We start from the raw sequence: 17,927 nt of genomic DNA, 5'->3' as shown, positions 1-17,927 counted from the left end.
TCGCGATAAATGTCTATTTAGGGACGGAGGCGTTGTCTGTCAACACGAAACTTATCGCGATATTTATTTTTGCGATCAGGTTCGTTATATGGGAGTGAACCGAACCAAGGGAGACCGACAATGGCCGATGCCGAGAACCCCGTCCCGCTCGATGATCAGCTATGCTTTGCGGTGTATTCGGCGGGCATGGCGATCCAGCGCCTCTACAAGCCCCTGCTCGACGGGCTCGGGCTGACCTACCCGCAATACCTGGTGCTGAACGCGCTATGGGCCGAGGACGGGCAGACCGTGGGCAGCCTCGCTCGCCGGCTCACGCTCGAATCGAGCACGCTGACACCGCTGCTGAAGCGCCTCGAGGAGGCTCGCCTCGTCAGCCGCACCCGCAATCCCCGCAACGAACGTCAGGTCGTCATCGCGCTGACGGCGAGAGGCCACGAAATCCGCCCCGATACGGGCTGTCTCAACAACGCCTTGCTCGATGCGTCCGACGAGTCGCCGCAGGCGCTAGCTACGCTCAACCGCGACGTGAAGCGCCTACGCGACGCCATCTATGGCCATCTCGGCAGCTGGGACAGCGGCGCCGAGCCGAAAGGCAATGGGCAACAACCATGAACAGCGCGTGAAGGGGGTGCGCGACGAGATAGCAGGTGTGGAAGTCAGCCGGCGTCCGCGGGTCGCTGTGCCGGTGACCGGCGGAAGCATCGACTGTTCACACTCCGAAGCCATGGTGCGTGCCTGCCGCATCAATCGACGCGTGGAAGCTCAAGAGCCAGTGGTCACTTCGGAAGTGATCGCCTACCGCGTCAGCTTCTTATACGTCACCCGGTGATTGTTCACGCTGTCCGCGCCAAGCCGCCGGATCTTGTCCTGCTCGTAGTCCTGGAAATTGCCCTCGAACCACTCGAAGTGCGAATCCCCCTCGTAGGCCAGCATGTGTGTGGCGAGGCGGTCGAGGAACATGCGGTCGTGGCTGATGATCACGGCGCAGCCGGCGAATTCCTCCAGCGCCTCTTCGAGAGCGGCGAGGGTTTCCGTGTCGAGATCGTTGGTCGGCTCGTCGAGGAGCAGGACGTTGGCGCCGGATTTCAGCATCTTGGCGAGGTGCACGCGGTTACGCTGGCCGCCTGAAAGGTTGCCCACCTTCTGCTGCTGGTCGGAGCCCTTGAAGTTGAACGCCGAGGTATAGGCGCGCGAGTTCATTTCGCGCTTGCCCAGCATCAGGATGTCGTTGCCGCCCGAGATTTCCTCCCACACGGTCTTGTTGGCCGCGAGTGTGTCGCGGCTCTGGTCGACATAGCCGAGGTTGACGTTGTCGGCGATGGTGATCTTGCCCGAGTCCGGCTTCTCCTGCCCGGTGATCATCCGGAACAGCGTGGTCTTGCCGACGCCGTTCGGGCCGATGACGCCGACGATGCCGCCCGGCGGCAGCTTCAGCGTGAGGTTGTCGATCAGCACGCGGTCGCCGTAGGACTTGGTGACGCCTTCGAGGTCGATGACGTTCTGGCCCAGCCGCTCGCCCGGCGGGATGATGATCTGCGCGGTGTTGGAGAGCGTACGCGCCTCGTTGACCTTGACCAGTTCGTCATAGGCCCGGATACGCGCCTTGGACTTGGCCATGCGCGCCTGCGGCGACTGCCCCATCCACTCGCGCTCGCGCTCCAGCACTTTGGCGCGCGCGGCATCTTCCGACTGCTCCTGCGCGAAGCGCTTGGCCTTGGCGCCGAGATAGGCCGAGTAATTGCCCTCGTAGGGAATGCCGCGGCCGCGATCGAGCTCGAGGATCCAGCCCGTGACATTGTCGAGGAAGTAGCGGTCGTGGGTGATGATCAGCACCGCGCCCTCGAACTCGCGCAGGTGGTTTTCGAGCCAGGCCGTGGTCTCGGCATCGAGATGGTTGGTCGGCTCGTCGAGGAGGATCAGGTCGGGCTTGCTCAGCAGCAGCGCGCACAGCGCCACGCGGCGCTTCTCGCCGCCGGAGAGCTTGTCGACCGAGGCGTCTCCCGGCGGGCAGCCGAGCGCCTCCATGGCCACCTCGACCTGGCTGTCGAGATCCCAGAGGTTCTGGCTATCGATGATATCCTGCAGCTTGGTCGCCTCGTCGGCGGTCTCGTCGGAATAGTTCATCATCAGCTCGTTGTAGCGATCGATGATGTCCTTCTTCTCCTTGACGCCGGTCATGACGTTGCCCTTGACGTCGAGGGCCTCGTCGAGCTGCGGCTCCTGCGGCAGATAGCCGATCTTGGCGCCTTCGGAAGCCCAGGCCTCGCCGGTGAACTCGGTGTCGATCCCCGCCATGATGCGCAGCAGTGTCGATTTACCCGAGCCGTTCGGACCCAGCACGCCGATTTTGGCATCGGGATAGAAGCTCAGGTGGACGTTATCGAGCACCTTCTTGCCGTTGGAATAAGCCTTCGACATGCCGTGCATGTGATAGATGAATTGGCGCGCCATGAAGCGTACGGTCCTGCTGGGTCTGCTGGAATTGGTGCCCGTATGTAGGGGAAGCGGCGCATTCGGGCAACCCGCCCCTGCCCACCTCCGACCTGGAGGTTTCGACACGAATTCGCCAAACAGTACGGATCGTGTAGAGTATCGATAGACCTGCGACTGATTTGCCTTGCTCAGGGACCAGCCAATGTTGAAGACGCTTGCCGCCGCTGCCTCGATTTCGCTGCTCATGCTGGCGCCTGCCGCAGCAGTGGAGCCGACCTACGACTGGACCGGCGCCTATCTGGGCCTCAGCCTTGGCGGCATCGCCGTAGGAGGCGACGCAACGACGGAACTGCCCGAGGTCCCCGTGGCGGAGTACCCGCTCGACGGCGAACTCACGCCCCAGCTCGGCGTGAGCGCCGGCTATAACTGGATGCTCAACGACTTCCTGCTGCTCGGCGTCGAGGCCGATTCCAGCTTCACCCTGCCGACCAACACCGCCAACTAATCCTGCCCGACTGAGCTTCCACGCCGCGCTGCCGAAAGGTCGCGGTGCACGCCGGACTGCACTCGCTCAACATGGAGCATCCAATGCCGGGCACGCCCGATTTCGCACGTCGTGGCCGCGGCCTGCAGCCGGGCCAGGTGTCGGAACTCACGATCGCCGATCTCGACGGCAAGACCATGGTGATCTTCGTTGCCGACGAGGTCATCGAGGCACCGAATTGGACCCCGGACGGCGAGGCGCTGATCTTCAACGCCGGCGGCGAGCTCTGGCGCATCGCCGCCGATGGCGCCGGTGACCCGACCAGAATCGACTTTGGCCATCTGCGAGACCTCAACAACGACCACGTTCTGTCGCCCGACGGCCGCACGATCTATGTCAGCTCGGATGACGGACACCTCTACGCCCTGCCGGTCGATGGCGGTACGCCGCGCCGCGTCTCGAACACGCATCCCCACCCGCACCACTACTACCTGCACGGCATCTCGCCCGATGGCACGACGCTCAGCTACGTCGCCATCGAGGACAGGGGCGCCGGGCGCCGGATCAACATGTTCACCATCCCCGCCGCAGGTGGCGCGGATACGCGTCTCTCGGACGTCACCTATCCGAACGACGGCCCCGAATACTCGCCCGACGGCGCCTGGATCTATTTCAACTCGGAACGCGCCGCGACGCAGCCCGGGCAGGCCCAGTGCTTCCGCATGCGCCCCGATGGCACCGGCATCGAGCAGCTCACCTCCGACACGCGAGTGAACTGGTTCCCGCACGTGTCGCCGGACGGCGCGTCCGTGGTCTATCTCAGCTTTCCCGAGGGCACGTTGGGCCACCCGCCGGACAAAGATGTGATCCTCCGCTTCATGCGGCCCGACGGAACCGGCCAACGCGACATCGTCCGCTTCTTCGGTGGCCAGGGCACCATCAATGTCAACTCATGGGCCCCAGACAGCCGCCGCTTCGCCTATGTGGCCTACCCGGTCCGTCAGCCCTAGGACCACTGCCCGCCGGCAGTCGGCTGCTGGATGATCACGCCGGTCCAGCCCATGCCATCATATTCTTGGAAGCCGTGCGTCCTGGCATAGGCGACCATGGCGCCACTGGCATCGACATAGCTGCCGCGTGCCCCGTCTGCCGAGAGCGTGAACGGCAGGAACAGCAGCGCCCGGTTGGTCGTTGCGATGACCCGCCCCTTGCCGTCGACGAGCAGCACTGTGGTGCGCGCCCGCTCCGCCGGGCTCAGCGCGATCTCGTCCGAAACGATCGTCGCGCCCTGCTTCTCCCAATCGAAATAGACGCCGAGCGCCCCCAGCACCTTGCCATCGGCAAGCCCGCCGGCCCGCACCGCCGTGCCATAGATCAGCACCTGCCGGCCGGACTGGGAACGACTCTGCCGCACTTCGTCCACGACATACTCGTCGCCGCTCCTCGTCGCCAGCGCATCGCGGAACCAGACTGCCGTCTCGTAGTCGAGCCCCATCACCTTGGAGCGGAAGCCTGGGTTAGCATTGGCCACCGCCCGGCCCGCCTTATCGACCAGCACCAGATCGGAATAAACGGTATAGTAGCGATGGATCACCGCCAGCCGCTCCGAGGCAAAGGCGGCGGCCTCCGGTGACGGCGAGGTCAGCGCCTGCCACAGCGCGGCGTCGGTCGCCCACCAGCGCACGTCGGCCGTGCGCTCGTAGAGGCTGCGCACGATCAGCTGCACCAGCGAGTCGGCGAGATCGATCAGCCGCGCCCCTTCCAGCGTACCGACGAGGCTTCGGCTCTCACCGATCCGGACCTGCACGTCGCGGGTGAAGCTCTCGGCCGTGGCGGCCTGCTGCTCGGCCAGCCGCTGCACCTCGTGCGCCACGACCGAGAAGCTGCGCCCCGCTTCACCGGCTCGCGCCGCTTCGATCACGGCGTTGAGGGCCAGGAGCTTGGTCTGCGTCGCCACCTGCCGGTTCTTGACACCGTACCGCTCGAGGTCGGCATTGATTTGTTCGATTACGGCGCGCACGCCATCCGGCGCGTCCGCGCCCCTTTGAGCCAAAAACACTTTAAGTAAATTCCTGCTGCAGTCCCGGCAGCAGGATAGGCACAAGCCGTTGGTCCAAAAGGTAAATCAATCGCACTAAGTGGATGCGCCCAGTGCATGGCAGCTTTGCTAGTTCGCCACTTCGGCGATGAGCCAGCGCATGACCGGCCAGGTGTTGGCGTAGTGCTCGACGCACCGATCGACGAAGTCCGGCTGCGTCGCAATGTCGACCGGCAGCTCGATCCCCGCTGTCAGGCCCTCGTAGAGCAGATACTCGGCCCGATCGGGGTCGGTCTCATAGCCACGCGGCATGCGCTTGCGCGTCTTCTCGCCGACCCAGTAGTCGCCCTTGGCCTTCATCTCGGCAACGGCGGCGAGCAGCGCCTTTCCAGAGCGCGGATGGATCACCGACTGGCGGAAGCTCTCGAGCATGTCCTTGTCGAACCGGTACATGCCGATGCCCAGCATCACCCGCTGCGGCGTGAGGCTGAACCAGAAGCCCGGCATATCCCAGCTGCGCCGCTCGCCGTGCCAGAACCAGAGGTCAAGATGCTCCTTGTAGGGCCGCTTGTCCTTCGAGAACCGGATGTCGCGATTGATGCGCGACAGCGAACCATTGATCTTGGGCTCGAACTGCACCGTCGGCGAAATCTGCCTTAGCCGCGGGCCGAGTTCGGCGACAAACGCCTTGGCCGGCTCGACGAAGCCGGCCTCATAGAGCGGCCGGTTGGCATCGAACCAGGCCTTCTCGTTATGCGCGGCGATGCCGTTGAGAAACGCGAAGGTCTCCTTGGGAAAGGGGTTCATTCGAATGCTCCCACGCGCGTAATCCGATAGGCCTGCTTCGCCTCTAGGCCATCCAGCCAAGCATCGGACCAGAGCGGATGCCGTGCGAACTCGTCGGGCGTGATCGCGGCGATCTCGAAGCGGTCCCGAACGAAACTCTCCGGGGCAGCCTGGGCGGCAACCGTGTCGAGGAACGCCGCATCGAAGACGATTGCGCCATCGAGATCGACGCTCTTGAGGTCGGCGCCGGTGAAATCCGCCACGCCGACGATAGTACCGCGGAATGTGCTGCCTGCCATCGACGTGCCGCCGAACGTCACCTGATGCACGATACCGCCATCGAAGTTGATGCCGAAGCCCCGGCTGCCGTCGAAGGCGACATGCTTGAGAATGGCGCCCGAAAAGTCGGCTCCCGACAGCTGCGCCCCCTGCTTCAGGCCCTCACCGCCGCTGATCGATGGCAACTCGCCGACGCCGAACCGAGTGTAGTTGATGTTCGCGTTGCGGAACCGCGCATGTTCCAGATGTGCCCCGTCGAACTCGGCTCCGACGAGAAGCTGTCGGTCGAAATTGGAGAACCGCAGCGAGGCGAAACGGAAGCGCAGACTGCTGCCCATACTCGCGGCGCGCACCTCGGCGAAGCTGAAATCGGCGCCGTTCAATTCCGAGAAATCGGTGAGGCCGTTGTAGATCAGCAGAGCCAGAATCTGCCCCCGCTCCGGCGAAAGCGGCCGGTCCGACATGACGCCGCTCTGCGCGCCGGCAAACTGCACATTGCCGCTCACGGCGTCGAGTTGCTGCCGGATCGTCGCCGAGGCCGCAAGGTCGGTGCGGCGCAGCAGGCCCGACGACATCAGCAGTTGCTCATCGAGATCGGTGAGCGGGTTGCGGAGGTACCGATACGGTCGCGCCGCCGTGGTTGCCGCGATGATCCGCGCCCTGAGCCCGGGGCTGAGGCTGGCGATGGACGGCGCCGCACCCGCCTGGAATTGCTGCACTTCCTGGGCCAGCAGCGAGCCAATCTCGAGAATCTCCGGCACGATCGACGTCGATCGTTGCGCTTCGCCCAGTTCGATCTGACTCTGAATGAAGCGGTTCTGCTCCTCGATGCGGCTGTTCTGGTCGCCCATCAGCCCGATCTGGGTTCGCAGCAGCTGGTTCTGCTGGAACAACAGGGCCGAACCGGCCAGCGCCGCAATGGCCGCGATCAGCGCCGTGATGGTGGCCATCAGCCAGCGGCGGGTGGAGACCCACGCGTATCGCGCCAGTACCAGCTCGGCGAGGTCGCGCGCGGCGCCCGTCGCTTCCTGCACCTTCTGCTCGGCTGCAAACTGCGCCACGTCCGCCAGTGGACGCGCGAACCGATCTACCTCGAACTCGGCACGCTTGAAGATTGCCGACCAAATCTGTTTTCGGAACAAAGCGATAAGGGCGGCAATCAGCACCGCAACCAGGAACACTGCGAACAGGATGGCGAAGACCTCGCCCGCGTAACGCACCAGCACGTCGGCGCCGAAGTTGGCCACCGGAATGCCGACGACCACGCCGAGGAAGAAGACGATGATCGAAAGCCCGACCGGACCGATCGCGCCGCCATCCGGCTTGGCCGGCTTGCTGTCCCCCGCTTCAGTCACGCCTGCCCCCGAACGCCCTGCCCTATCTTACCGCCGCGTCACGCCTCGATCCAGATCGGCACCGATTTGAACGCCGGCGTGCGCGAGCGCGGATCGACCGCCGTACCGCACAGCACGTTGGCCTCAGGATAGTAGGCCAGCGCCGACCCTCGCGGCAGGTCGAAGGCCGTCGCCACACCCTCCATCCGCCCGGCATCGGAGGCAATTGTGATGCGCTGCCCGTCACCTACGCCGAACTCCAGCATGTCGGTCCGGTTGAGGAAGATCGCGTCACGCCCGGCTTTCAGCCGGTAGCTGTCCTGTTCCTCGTAGATGATGGTGTTGAACTGCCCCTCGGAGCGAACCGTCGCCAGCGTGAGTTGGCCCGGCTCCTTCGGCAGCGGCGTCACGACGAAACGTGCCTTGCGGTCGGACGTGGAGAAGTCCGGCGTATGCATCACCCGGTTGCGCACGTGGAACTCTCGTTTGGCCACGTCGATGTGCGCCAGTTCCTCGAGCCCGGGCACGACTTTCGCAATGACTTCACGGACTTGGCGGTGTTCCTTGAATCGCTCGAAGGGTACCGGGCTGTCGGGGATAAGTTGCGCCGCGAGGTCGCAGAGGATCACGGTTTCGGGCCGGACGTTGTCGAGCCGCTCGATGCCGCCGTCCGAGAGGCGGACATAGTTGAACATCGACTCCTGTGTCGTCGGTGACCACTCCTCATCGCGCGCCGTGACGGGCAGGATGAGCACCTCGCCGTCGCCTAACCCATTGACATGTCCGCGGTTTAGCGTGGTCGTCAGGAACAGCTTGAAGCCGATGGCCTCCATGGCGCGGGTGGCGAAGGCGGTGTCGGGGGTGGCGCCCCAGAGGTTGCCGCCCATGATCACGGCCGCATCGACCTCGCCGCGGGTTGCGGATTCGAGGCAGGACATCGTGTCCAAGCCTTTGTTTCGGCTCAGCTTTATTCCGAACGCCTGCTCCATCGCCGAGAACACCTGCTCCGACACCACCGGCTTGACGCCGATGGTGCCGATGCCCTGCACGTTCGAGTGACCGCGCAGCGGCAGCAGGCCGGAAAAGCGCTTGCCGATCATACCTCTAAGCAATGCCAGGTTGGCGATGGCCTCGACGTTTTCGACCCCGTGGACATGGTGCGTCATGCCCATGCCCCAGGCAAAGACGACGTTCTGACGATTGGCGTAGCGGGTGGCGACGCGCTCCAAAGCCGAGATGGAAATCGAGGTTCTCGACGCCACTTCCTCCATCGAAAGTGCGTCCAGGTCTGCCTTCAGGTCGTGAAAGTCTGCCACGTGTGCATCGATGAAGGCGCGATCCTCCGCCCCCATGGCGAGAATGGCCTTCATCAGCCCCTTGAACAGCCACAGGTCCGTGCCGATCCGCGGCTGCAGATAGTCGGACGCGATCTCGGTGCCGCCGGTCAGCATCGAGGTCGGCGACTTCGGCACGGCGAACTTCACCAGCCCCGGTTCCTTCGCCGGGTTGATGACGATCACGTCCCCGCCCCGGTCGCGGCAGTGCTTCAGCATGTGGATGAAGCGCGGGTGGTTGGACGACGGGTTTGCGCCAATGACGAAGATCAGGTCGGCGCCGGTCAGGTCCTCGAGCTCCACCGTCGCCGTGCCCTTGCCGATGGTGGTCGCCAGCCCCTCGCTGGTCGCCTGGTGGCAATAGTACGAGCAGTTGTTGACGTTGTTGGTCCCCCAGGTCCGCGCCAGCAGCTGGAACACGAAGCCGGCCTCGTTGGACGAGCGGCCGGAGGAATAGAAGAAGCTGCGATCCGGCTCGGTGGCCTTGAGCCGGGCCGCAGCGTGCGCGATGGCGAAATCCCAGTTCACCGGCTCGAACCGGTCCGCGCCGGCCGCCTTGAACAGCGGCGTATTGAGCCGCCCGAGCTTCTCCATCTCGCGACCGCTCAATTGGCGCAGGTCGCTCAGCGGGTGGAGGAACGCCTCGTTCGGGATGGCCGGCTGGATATCGGTCGATTGCGCTTGCACCGACTTGTTGCAGACCGATGGAAACTCGCCGAGCTCATTGGTCATGCCGCCCCTCTGGCCGCCCATGCCATAGGCGCAGGCCTTGCAGGCATTACGCGCCGTCAGGGCCTTGGCCGCCTTGCCGACGCCCATCCGGCGGATCGTGTCGACCGTGTAGAGCAGCTTCTTGGGCCCGCCGCCAACGATGCGGGGCTTGTCGTCGATAGTCATGGGAACTCCTTACAAGCACGCTAGCATCCGTGCGGCGTCCGTCAAAGCGGCCGCAGCCCATCAGCCCTTGTTCCCCGAGGAAGAGCCCATGACACCTCTCAGCGACGACCAGATCCGCGACCGTGCCCGCGCCCTTTGGGAACAGGCCGGACAGCCCGAGAACCAGGATATGGAATTCTGGCTCCTCGCGGAGCGGCAGCTCGCCGAGGAGACCGCGGGAGGCGCGTTGGAGCCGGACAGCGAAGTGAGCCCGGCTTTCGCGGCCGCGGCCCTCACTGCCATCGAATAGGCTGTCCTTTTTTGTCCGGTCTTTGACTGCGGCATGCCTTTCGGCATAGCGTGCGGCGGCTAAGCTCGCCGCATGTTCAACCGAAAGGCATGCGCCAAATGACCAGTGATCCTACCGAAACCGCCCTTCTCATCATCGACGCCCAGGAATCGTTCCGCCAGCGCCAGAACTGGTTCGAGACCGACTACGCGACCTATCTCGCCAACCAGAAGCGCCTGATCGAGGGCGCCATCGCCGCAGGCCACAAGGTGGTGCGGGTGCTGCACCTTGAGCCCGAGGGCATCTTCTCGAAAGCCTCCGGCTTCGTCCGTCCGCTTGCCGAACTCGCCGATCTCCACGTCGACGCCGAGTTCATCAAGACCCGTCACTCCGCCCTCGTCGGCTCGGGCCTCGATGTCTGGCTGACCGAGAATGGCATTCGCCGGCTGATCGTCTCCGGCATCCGCACCGAGCAGTGCTGCGAAACGACGACGCGCCACGCCTCGGATCTCGGCTGGCGGGTCGACTATGTGACCGAAGCCACCCATACCATGGCCCTCACCGACGCGACCGGGCGCACCTGGTCGGTGGAGGACCTGAAAGCCCGCACCGCTGCCGTGCTCGACGGGCGCTTCGCCCGCGTCTGCACCATCGCCGAGGCGCTGGAACTCGCCCCCAAGGCAGCCGCCGCATGACCCCTGCGCCGCGCCGAATCCCGGTCTATTGCGTGCTGCCGGCGCGGACACTGCTGCTCGACGTCGCGGGGCCGATGGAGGCCCTGCGCGGCGCCAATCTCGTGCAGGCGGAAGTGGCGTTCGATGTCCGCTATGTCGGCCCGTTGCCCGAGCTGACCAGTTCGGTCGGGCTTCGACTGACCGGCATCGAGCCCCTGCCCGATGCGATCGAGCCCGATGCCATGGTCATCATATCCGGCCATTCCGAATACCCGCTTTCGGCCGGCAATCCGATCGAGCCGGAGGAGGCGGGTTCCGACGAGATCGTCACCTGGCTACGCGGGATCGTACGACCGGGCATTCGCCTAGTCTGCATCTGCGCAGGCGCACTGCTCGCCGCGCGTGCGGGCCTCCTCGCCGACAGGGCCTGCACCACGCACTTTTCCGATTGCGCCGACCTCGCAGCGATCGATCCATCGGCGCGGGTGCTCGAGAACCGGCTCTACGTCGAGGACGGCGAGCGCTACACCAGTGCTGGTATCACCGCCGGCATCGACTTGATGCTCCACATCATCGGCCAGCTCACGAGCCCAGCGACGGCCGCCGCAGTGGCGCGCTACCTCGTCGTCTACGTGCGCCGCGCCGGCACTGACCCGCAGCTGTCGCCCTGGCTCGAAGGGCGCAATCACATCCACCCTGCCGTCCACCGCGTGCAGGATGCGATCACGGCCGAGCCGGCGCGCAACTGGTCACTCGAGACGCTGGCATCGATCGCCATCGCCAGCCCGCGCCACCTGTCGCGCCTGTTCAACGACCACACCGGCATGAGCATTCCCGACTACATCAACCGCCTGCGCGTCGCCCTCGCCCGGCAGCTCGTCACCGAGACCCGGCTCGACATGGAACGGGTGGCCGAACGCGCCGGCTTCGCCTCGTCGCGCCAGTTGCGGCGCGCCTGGGGGCGGGTCAGTCCGATCCCGCCAAACGCCACGCGTCAGTCGCACGGAACGCCGAGCGCATAACCGCGTTCTTCCCGCCAGTCGGGAGGACTTCCAGTGCGCGTTGCCTACGCTTATGCTCGCCCTATGAGCGATCCGTTCGACCTCGTAGCAAAGGGCGATCTGGAGGGACTGAGGGCGGCGTTGTCGCACGATCCCGGGCTGGTGGGTACACGCCATCCTTCCGGTGCGTCGCTGGTCGCCTGGGCTGCCTATATGGGCAATGTCGGCGCCATCTCGGCCATCCGCGCCAACCTGCCCCAGCTCGATCCGCACGAGGCGATCATCCTCCGCGACGGCGCGCGCCTCGAAGCCGCCCTTGCCGGCGGCTGGGATGCCAACCAGCGTTCGGAGGACGGCTTCACCCCCCTGTCGCTGGCCGCTTTCTTCGACAATGCCGAAGCCTTCGACCTGCTGCTGCCCCTGACCACTGACGTCAATGCGGCGGCCCGGAACCCGCAAAAAGTCTCGGCCCTGCATGCCGCCTGCGCCAAGCGGAACACCACCATGGTGGAAAAGCTTCTTCTGGCCGGCGCTGACCCTAACCAGGTGCAGGCCGACGGTTTCACCCCGCTCCACGCCGCCGCGCAGCACGGCGACGGCGCCATCGCCGGCCTGCTGCTCCTCGCCGGGGCGCGCGTCGGCGATACCAACACCAAGGGCGAAGACGCCGCCGCACTGGCGCGCAAGGCCGGCCACACCTGGCTCGCCGAAAAGCTCGAGTGGCTCGATCGGTAAGGGGTGATACTCCCCTGTTTACGGGGGAGGACAACCGCCCCACTGTGTCCTGCGCGAAACGGTGGGCAGCCAATCGCCTGTCCGCAATTGAAGCAAGATCGTTCCTTAACTAGGGTCCGACCGTTACGGAGGCCACCTTGGTTAAGTTTTTCTGCGCGGCCGCGCTTGCGCTGCTGTCATTACCGGCGCTCGCGCAGGAATGCCCGGTTACGACCAACACCAACTCGATTCTACGGCAGGCGCCCGGGCCGAATTTCGCCCAGATCGGCGCCGTTCCCGCCGGCACGACCGTGCCCGTCGAGGTCTGCTTCGACCGCGGCGCCTTCTGCGCCGTCACCTCCCCGGCCGGCGCTGGCTTCATTTCGGGCGACCTGCTGGCGCTCCCGTCCGGCGAAACCCTGCGCAACCTCGAACTTGCCCGCTGGACCAAGATCGATGCCGGCGAGGCGGCGGGTCCTTCCGCTTTCGACCGCTGCAACATCGTGGTCTGGGGCGACAGCCTCTCGTCCGGCACCTTCGGTTCCGACCTCGCGCGGCTGCTCGGCCGTCATGTCAGCATGCAGGGCGTAGCCGGCGAAGACGGCAAAGCCATCGCCGCCCGCATGCTCGCTGATATCCGTTACGACGGCCGCATCGCCGTGATCTGGGACCGTCACGCCGACAACGAAAGCCCCGACCAGTATCTGGCCGACCTCGCACCGATGGTTGAAAAGGCCCGGGGCTCCGCTGCAGCCTTCATCGTCATCTCCGACGTCGCCGACCTCGACGGTAGTGCGAGCGTTCCAGCCGAAGCCGACGCCGCGACGACCGCTGCGATCAACGATGCGCTGAAAGCCAGATACCCCGACAACTACCTGGACGTGACCGCTGCGCTTGCCGACCCGGCAACCCGCTCGGATGGACTGGAACTCACCCCCGCCGGCCAGTCGGCGGTTGCCGGCTCCATTGCCGCCTTCATCCAGCAGAAGGGCTGGTGATTTCGGCGCTGAACCAGAACGTTTCACTACTTGGTTGAGCCAGTGAAATGCCTAAGCAGAGCAAAGGGCACATAGCAGGCCTTCCCCACCGGCTGTCATCCCAGCGAAGGCTGGGATCCAACTCGCAGCTGGCACAGGTGGAGAAATGGATCCCTGCGTTCGCAGGGATGACAGCCGGAGATGGTTCAGACAAACCGTGAGATGCCCCTTGGCCGGTCATCACCCCAACGTTACAGGGATTTAACGTGCTTCGGTAAGTACCGATGCTATCGTCGCGCCTGTGTTCGCCCGCCTTTTCCGGCGGGACCTGATTGCGCAGGATATTGACTTGATTAGGCAATTGCTGGTTTCGCTCGTCATCGTGGGAGCGGCCGCGGCCGCCTACGTCCTCTTTGTCCCCGGCGCGCCGGAAACCCTCGCCAAGATCGGCATCATCCTGCCCATGGCCCCGCAGGCCGAAGCGGCTACCGGACCGGGTCCCACGGCCGGCGCGGCCGGTGGCCAGACGGCTCAGGCCGGGCAGCGCCCGGGCGGCGGTGCCGGTGGTCGCGGCGGCAATCGCGCTCTCGTCGTCGTCACGGCGCCGGTGGTGATGGCCACCATCAACGACAAGCTGACCGCCATCGGCGAAGGCGCCGCCACCCGCTCGGTCACCGTCATTTCGCCCGCCAGCGGCACGCTCGCCGAGCTGCTGGTGAAGCCCGGCGACGCCGTTGCGGCGGGCGCCGTGATCGGCCACCTCGATGCCGACGCGGAGAGCATTGCCGCCGAGCGCGCCGCCCTCGCCTTCACCGATGCCGAGACGTCGCTCAACCGCACTAACGAACTGGCCAAGGCCAACAACGCCACCACGGTACAGGTCGCGGCCGCACAGCTCGCCTACAACAATGCCCGGCTCGAGCAGCAGAACGCCGAGTTGGCGCTGCAGAAGCGCACCATCACCACGCCGATTGCCGGCACCGTCGGCCTGTTCCAGGTGACGGCGGGCAACACCGTGACCACGCAGACGGTCGTCACCACTATCGAGGATACATCCGAGATTCGCGTCAGCTTCTGGGTCCCCGAGCGCTACGCCTCGGCGGTCGCTGTGGGCATGCCGCTGACGGCGACGGCCGTGGCGCTGCCGGGCGAGAACATCGCCGGCGAGGTGAGCGCCGTCGACAACCGCATCGATACCGCCAGCCGCACGCTCAAGGTCGAGGCCGAGATTCCTAACGGCGACGGGCGGCTCAAGCCCGGCATGTCGTTCTCGGTCGGCCTTAGTTTCCTCGGTGAGCAGTTCCCGGCCGTCGACCCGCTCGCCATCCAGTGGTCGAGCGCCGGCAGCTATCTGTGGAAATTCGCCGACGGCAAGGTCGAGCGCGTCCCCGTGCAGATCATCCAGCGCAACTCCGATGGCGTGATGGTCAAGGCCGAGCTGCAGCCGGGCGACCAGGTCGTAACCCAGGGCGTGCAGCAGCTCACCGCCGGCGCGACCGTGCGCTTGCTGGATGAGCCAGCAAGCGAAGGCGGCAAGCCGGCGCAGGGGAATCCGTCGTGAGCATCCAGTCCCAGAACGAGCGCGGTGGCGCCATTGCGGGACTGTTTGTGCGGCGGCCGGTCCTCGCCATCGTCGTCAGTTGCCTGATCATCGTCGCGGGCCTCGCCGCCTTCTTCGGCGTCGAAATCCGCGAGTTGCCGAGCGTCGAGCGCCCTACCCTCTCGATCAACACCACCTTCACCGGCGCATCCGCCGAAACCGTCGACCGCGAGATCACCTCGGAAGTCGAGGGCGTCGTCGCCCGCATCCAGGGCGTAGCCTCGATCTCGTCGGACTCGTCCTATGGCCGCAGCCGCGTGTCGATGACCTTCAACGACGGCACCAACCTCGACAACGCCACCTCCGATATCCGCGACGCGCTCGGCCGCATCGCCAACCGCCTGCCCGACAATGCCGACACGCCTGTTATCGTGAAGGCGGACTCGAACGCGCAGGCCATCATCCAGCTCGCCGTCACCTCCGCCACGCTGAGCAAGGACGAGCTCACCGAGCTGGTCGATGGCACCATTTCCGAGCGCCTCGCTGCCGTTCCGGGCGTCGCCGACGTGCAGGTCAACGGCACTCAGAGCAAGAGCTTCGACATCGATGTCGACCAGATCAAGCTCGCGAGCCTCGGGCTGACGGTCGGCGACATCCGCAACGCGCTCTCGACCATGGCCTTCGACAGCCCGGCCGGCTCGCTCAACGGCGCCAACCAGAACATCGCCATCCGCGCCGTTGCCGAGGTGAACACGCCGGAAGAGTTCGAGAACATCGTCATCAAGGACAACACCAGGCTCGGCGACGTGGCGACTGTGGTCTTTTCCGCCGGCGCCGCCAATTCCGGCCTGCGCTCGGACGGCAAGTCTGGCATCGGGCTGGGCATCGTGCGCCAGGCGCAATCGAACTCGGTGCAGATCTCGGAGGGCGTGCACAAGGCGGTGGAGGACCTCCGCGCGCAGCTGCCGCAGGTCGATATCAAGATCTCTTCCGACGAGTCGGTGTTCATCTCCGGCGCCATTCACGAGGTCGAGCGCTCGCTGTTGATCGCCGTGGTTGGCGTCATCGTCATCATCTTCCTGTTCCTGCTTGACTGGCGCGCGACAATCATCCCGGCGCTCACCATGCCGGTCGCCCTGATCGGCACGGTGGCCGGAATCTATGCCTTCGGATTCTCGCTCAACATCCTGACTTTGCTGGCCCTTGTGATCGCCACCGGCCTCGTCGTCGACGACGCGATCGTCGTGCTCGAGAACATCACCCGGCGACGAGGCATGGGCCTCGGGCCACGCGCCGCGGCAGTGCTCGGCACGCAGGAAGTGTTCTTCGCCGTGATCGCCACCACCGTGACGCTGGCCGCGGTGTTCATCCCGATCTCGTTCCTGCCGGGACAGACGGGCCTGCTCTTCCGGGAGTTCGGCTTCACCCTCGCCATCGCCGTCGGCCTGTCGGCCGTGGTGGCGCTGTCGCTCGCCCCCATGCTCGCCTCGCGCATGCTGAAGCCGCATGTCGAACGGCCGCCCAATGTGCTGGAGCGCTTCGGCGGCGTGCTTGCCGGGATCTATCGCCGTACCCTCCACCTCGCGCTCGATAACCCGCTGGTGGTGGTCGTCGCCGCCGTGGTTTTCGCGGCCGCCGCCTGGGGCGTGTTCGGCACGCTGAAGCAGGAGCTGACCCCGCCCGAGGATCGCGCCTCGATCGCCATCAATGTCAGCGCGCCGGCGACCGTCAGCCTCGATTTCACCCGCACGCAGATGCAGAAGATCGAGGACATGCTGCAGCCCTACAAGGCGAGCGGTGAGGCAACGAGCATCTTCTCGATCTCCGGCTTCGGCTCGAGCACAAACTCCGGCTTCATCATCATGACGCTGGCCGATTGGGAGCACCGCGAGCGCAGCCAGCAGCAGATCACGGCCGAAGTCCAGCAGCTCCTGACCCGCGTCCCCGGCGTCCGCGCCAACATCCGTCAGGGCAACAGCCTTGGCGTCCGGGGCGGCGGTTCGGGCCTGCAGTTCGCCCTGCTCGGCGACAACTACCAGACACTCGCCGACGCGGCGCAGAAGATCAAATCCGAGCTGGAGAAGGACGAAAAGTGGGGCCGCGTCTCGGTCAACTATGAGACCACGCAACCGCAGATGACCCTGAGCATCGATCGCGACAAGGCGGCCCAGCTCGGCATCGACATCGATGGCCTCGGCACCACCATGCAGGCGATGATCGACGGCTCCAACGTCGGCACGGTCTTCATCAACGATGCCAGCTACTCCGTCCGCATGGTCTCGACCGCCAACCCGGTGAACGACCCCGGCGACCTCGAATCGATCTTCATCAAGACTGCTGACGGCCGCTACGTGCCGATGTCGACCATCGCGACCATGACCGAGGCGCCGATCGCCCCCTCGCTCGGCCGCGAGGAGCAGCGCCGCGCCGTCACCGTAACGGCAGCCCTGAGTGACGGCTTCGCCCTCGGCGACGCCTATACCGAGGCGCTACCGATCGCCCAGCCTTTCCTGCCCGACAGCGCCTCGATCGTGCCGCTCGCCGAAGCCAAGACGCTCGGCGAGAGCAATAACGGCCTGCTCATCACCTTCGGCTTCGCCCTGATCGTGATCCTGCTGGTGCTCGCGGCACAGTTCGAGAGCGTCTGGAGCGCCATCATCGTCATGGCGACGGTGCCGTTCGGCCTCGCCTGCGCGGTGTTCGCCATGCTGCTCACCGGCGTCTCGATGAACGTCTACAGCCAGATCGGGCTGGTGCTCGTCGTCGGCATCATGGCCAAGAACGGCATCCTCATCGTCGAGTTCGCCAACCAGCTGCGCGACCGCGGCCAGGGCGTGCGGGAGGCCGTGGAGAACTCCGCCAACATCCGCCTGCGCCCCGTGGTGATGACCATGATCGCCACGGTGCTGGGCGGCGTCCCGCTCATCATCGCCGGCGGCGCCGGCTCCGAAGCCCGCGCCGCGCTCGGCTGGATCATGGTCGGCGGCCTCAGCCTCGCCGCCGTCGCCACGCTCTACCTCACGCCGGTGGCGTACATCCTGCTGGGCGGATTCTCGAAGCCCAAGGCGGTCGAGGAAGAGCGGTTGCAGCGGGAACTGGCCGAGGCGGAGCGGGCGGAGGCTGGGGTGATGCCGGCGGAGTGAGGCACGATCGGTCGCTGCTACCTCC

Annotated in this window: 16 protein-coding genes; 11 read left to right on the top strand and 5 right to left on the bottom strand. The window is 65.6% G+C overall.

The genetic code is table 11. The features are described from left to right. Window positions 1–120: 120 nt before the first annotated feature. A complete protein-coding gene (locus tag ACOYW5_RS01035; protein ID WP_423067416.1) occupies window positions 121–612 on the top strand; it encodes a MarR family winged helix-turn-helix transcriptional regulator in 492 nt (163 codons plus the stop codon). Further along, the gene (locus ACOYW5_RS01030; RefSeq protein WP_423067415.1) at window positions 596–829 is read left to right on the top strand and encodes a hypothetical protein; all 234 of its coding nucleotides are present in this window, start codon (window positions 596–598) and stop codon (window positions 827–829) included. Before ACOYW5_RS01035 ends, ACOYW5_RS01030 begins: the two co-directional genes overlap by 17 nt. Here the strand turns inward: ACOYW5_RS01030 and ettA are convergent. Beyond that, window positions 796–2,451: an energy-dependent translational throttle protein EttA gene (gene ettA, locus ACOYW5_RS01025; protein WP_423067414.1), complete on the bottom strand. Its 1,656-nt coding sequence runs from the start codon at window positions 2,449–2,451 to the stop codon at window positions 796–798. The genes ACOYW5_RS01030 and ettA overlap by 34 nt on opposite strands. A 184-nt stretch (window positions 2,452–2,635) precedes the next feature. On the opposite strand from ettA, the gene ACOYW5_RS01020 reads away from it, so the two are divergent. Together ACOYW5_RS01020 and ACOYW5_RS01015 are read left to right on the top strand one after the other, a co-directional pair. Next, entirely contained in the window at window positions 2,636–2,938 is a 303-nt protein-coding gene (locus ACOYW5_RS01020) for a hypothetical protein (protein ID WP_423067413.1), read from the top strand. A gap of 83 nt (window positions 2,939–3,021) precedes the next feature. Next, window positions 3,022–3,927: a TolB family protein gene (locus ACOYW5_RS01015; protein ID WP_423067412.1), complete on the top strand. Its 906-nt coding sequence runs from the start codon at window positions 3,022–3,024 to the stop codon at window positions 3,925–3,927. Here the strand turns inward: ACOYW5_RS01015 and ACOYW5_RS01010 are convergent. The 4 genes from ACOYW5_RS01010 to ACOYW5_RS00995 all read right to left on the bottom strand — a co-directional run bounded on the left by ACOYW5_RS01010 (window position 3,924) and on the right by ACOYW5_RS00995 (window position 9,585). Beyond that, a complete protein-coding gene (locus ACOYW5_RS01010; RefSeq protein WP_423067411.1) occupies window positions 3,924–4,937 on the bottom strand; it encodes a methyl-accepting chemotaxis protein in 1,014 nt (337 codons plus the stop codon). The two genes, ACOYW5_RS01015 and ACOYW5_RS01010, sit on opposite strands and share 4 nt — an antisense overlap. A 147-nt stretch (window positions 4,938–5,084) precedes the next feature. Next, window positions 5,085–5,762, bottom strand: coding sequence for a DUF2461 domain-containing protein (locus ACOYW5_RS01005; protein WP_423067410.1), 678 nt, complete (start codon window positions 5,760–5,762; stop codon window positions 5,085–5,087). After that, on the bottom strand, window positions 5,759–7,375 hold the full coding sequence (locus ACOYW5_RS01000) for a pentapeptide repeat-containing protein (RefSeq protein ID WP_423067409.1): 1,617 nt from the start codon (window positions 7,373–7,375) through the stop codon (window positions 5,759–5,761). The genes ACOYW5_RS01005 and ACOYW5_RS01000 overlap by 4 nt, the downstream gene beginning before the upstream one ends. 38 nt (window positions 7,376–7,413) lie before the next feature. Continuing rightward, on the bottom strand, window positions 7,414–9,585 hold the full coding sequence (locus tag ACOYW5_RS00995; RefSeq protein WP_423067408.1) for an FdhF/YdeP family oxidoreductase: 2,172 nt from the start codon (window positions 9,583–9,585) through the stop codon (window positions 7,414–7,416). 88 nt (window positions 9,586–9,673) lie between these two features. Here ACOYW5_RS00995 and ACOYW5_RS00990 point away from each other — a divergent pair, with 88 nt between their 5' ends. The 7 genes from ACOYW5_RS00990 to ACOYW5_RS00960 all read left to right on the top strand — a co-directional run bounded on the left by ACOYW5_RS00990 (window position 9,674) and on the right by ACOYW5_RS00960 (window position 17,902). After that, window positions 9,674–9,874: a DUF2934 domain-containing protein gene (locus ACOYW5_RS00990; RefSeq protein ID WP_423067407.1), complete on the top strand. Its 201-nt coding sequence runs from the start codon at window positions 9,674–9,676 to the stop codon at window positions 9,872–9,874. 98 nt (window positions 9,875–9,972) lie between these two features. Continuing rightward, the gene (locus ACOYW5_RS00985) at window positions 9,973–10,548 is read left to right on the top strand and encodes a cysteine hydrolase family protein (protein ID WP_423067406.1); all 576 of its coding nucleotides are present in this window, start codon (window positions 9,973–9,975) and stop codon (window positions 10,546–10,548) included. Continuing rightward, complete coding sequence (locus tag ACOYW5_RS00980; RefSeq protein WP_423067405.1) at window positions 10,545–11,549, top strand: GlxA family transcriptional regulator; 1,005 nt, start codon at window positions 10,545–10,547, stop codon at window positions 11,547–11,549. Before ACOYW5_RS00985 ends, ACOYW5_RS00980 begins: the two co-directional genes overlap by 4 nt. Before the next feature lie 63 nt (window positions 11,550–11,612). Beyond that, entirely contained in the window at window positions 11,613–12,263 is a 651-nt protein-coding gene (locus tag ACOYW5_RS00975) for an ankyrin repeat domain-containing protein (RefSeq protein ID WP_423067404.1), read from the top strand. Window positions 12,264–12,400: 137 nt separating this feature from the next. Beyond that, entirely contained in the window at window positions 12,401–13,240 is an 840-nt protein-coding gene (locus ACOYW5_RS00970) for a hypothetical protein (RefSeq protein ID WP_423067403.1), read from the top strand. Window positions 13,241–13,568: 328 nt separating this feature from the next. Continuing rightward, on the top strand, window positions 13,569–14,780 hold the full coding sequence (locus ACOYW5_RS00965; protein WP_423067402.1) for an efflux RND transporter periplasmic adaptor subunit: 1,212 nt from the start codon (window positions 13,569–13,571) through the stop codon (window positions 14,778–14,780). Beyond that, on the top strand, window positions 14,777–17,902 hold the full coding sequence (locus tag ACOYW5_RS00960; RefSeq protein WP_423067401.1) for an efflux RND transporter permease subunit: 3,126 nt from the start codon (window positions 14,777–14,779) through the stop codon (window positions 17,900–17,902). The genes ACOYW5_RS00965 and ACOYW5_RS00960 overlap by 4 nt, the downstream gene beginning before the upstream one ends. Window positions 17,903–17,927: the final 25 nt, after the last annotated feature.

Source organism: Devosia sp. CN2-171, assembly GCF_049354815.1.
Lineage (GTDB): Bacteria > Pseudomonadota > Alphaproteobacteria > Rhizobiales > Devosiaceae > Devosia_A.
Note: the sequence above shows the minus strand (reverse complement) of the source record. Positions and strands in the feature narration are given on the sequence as shown.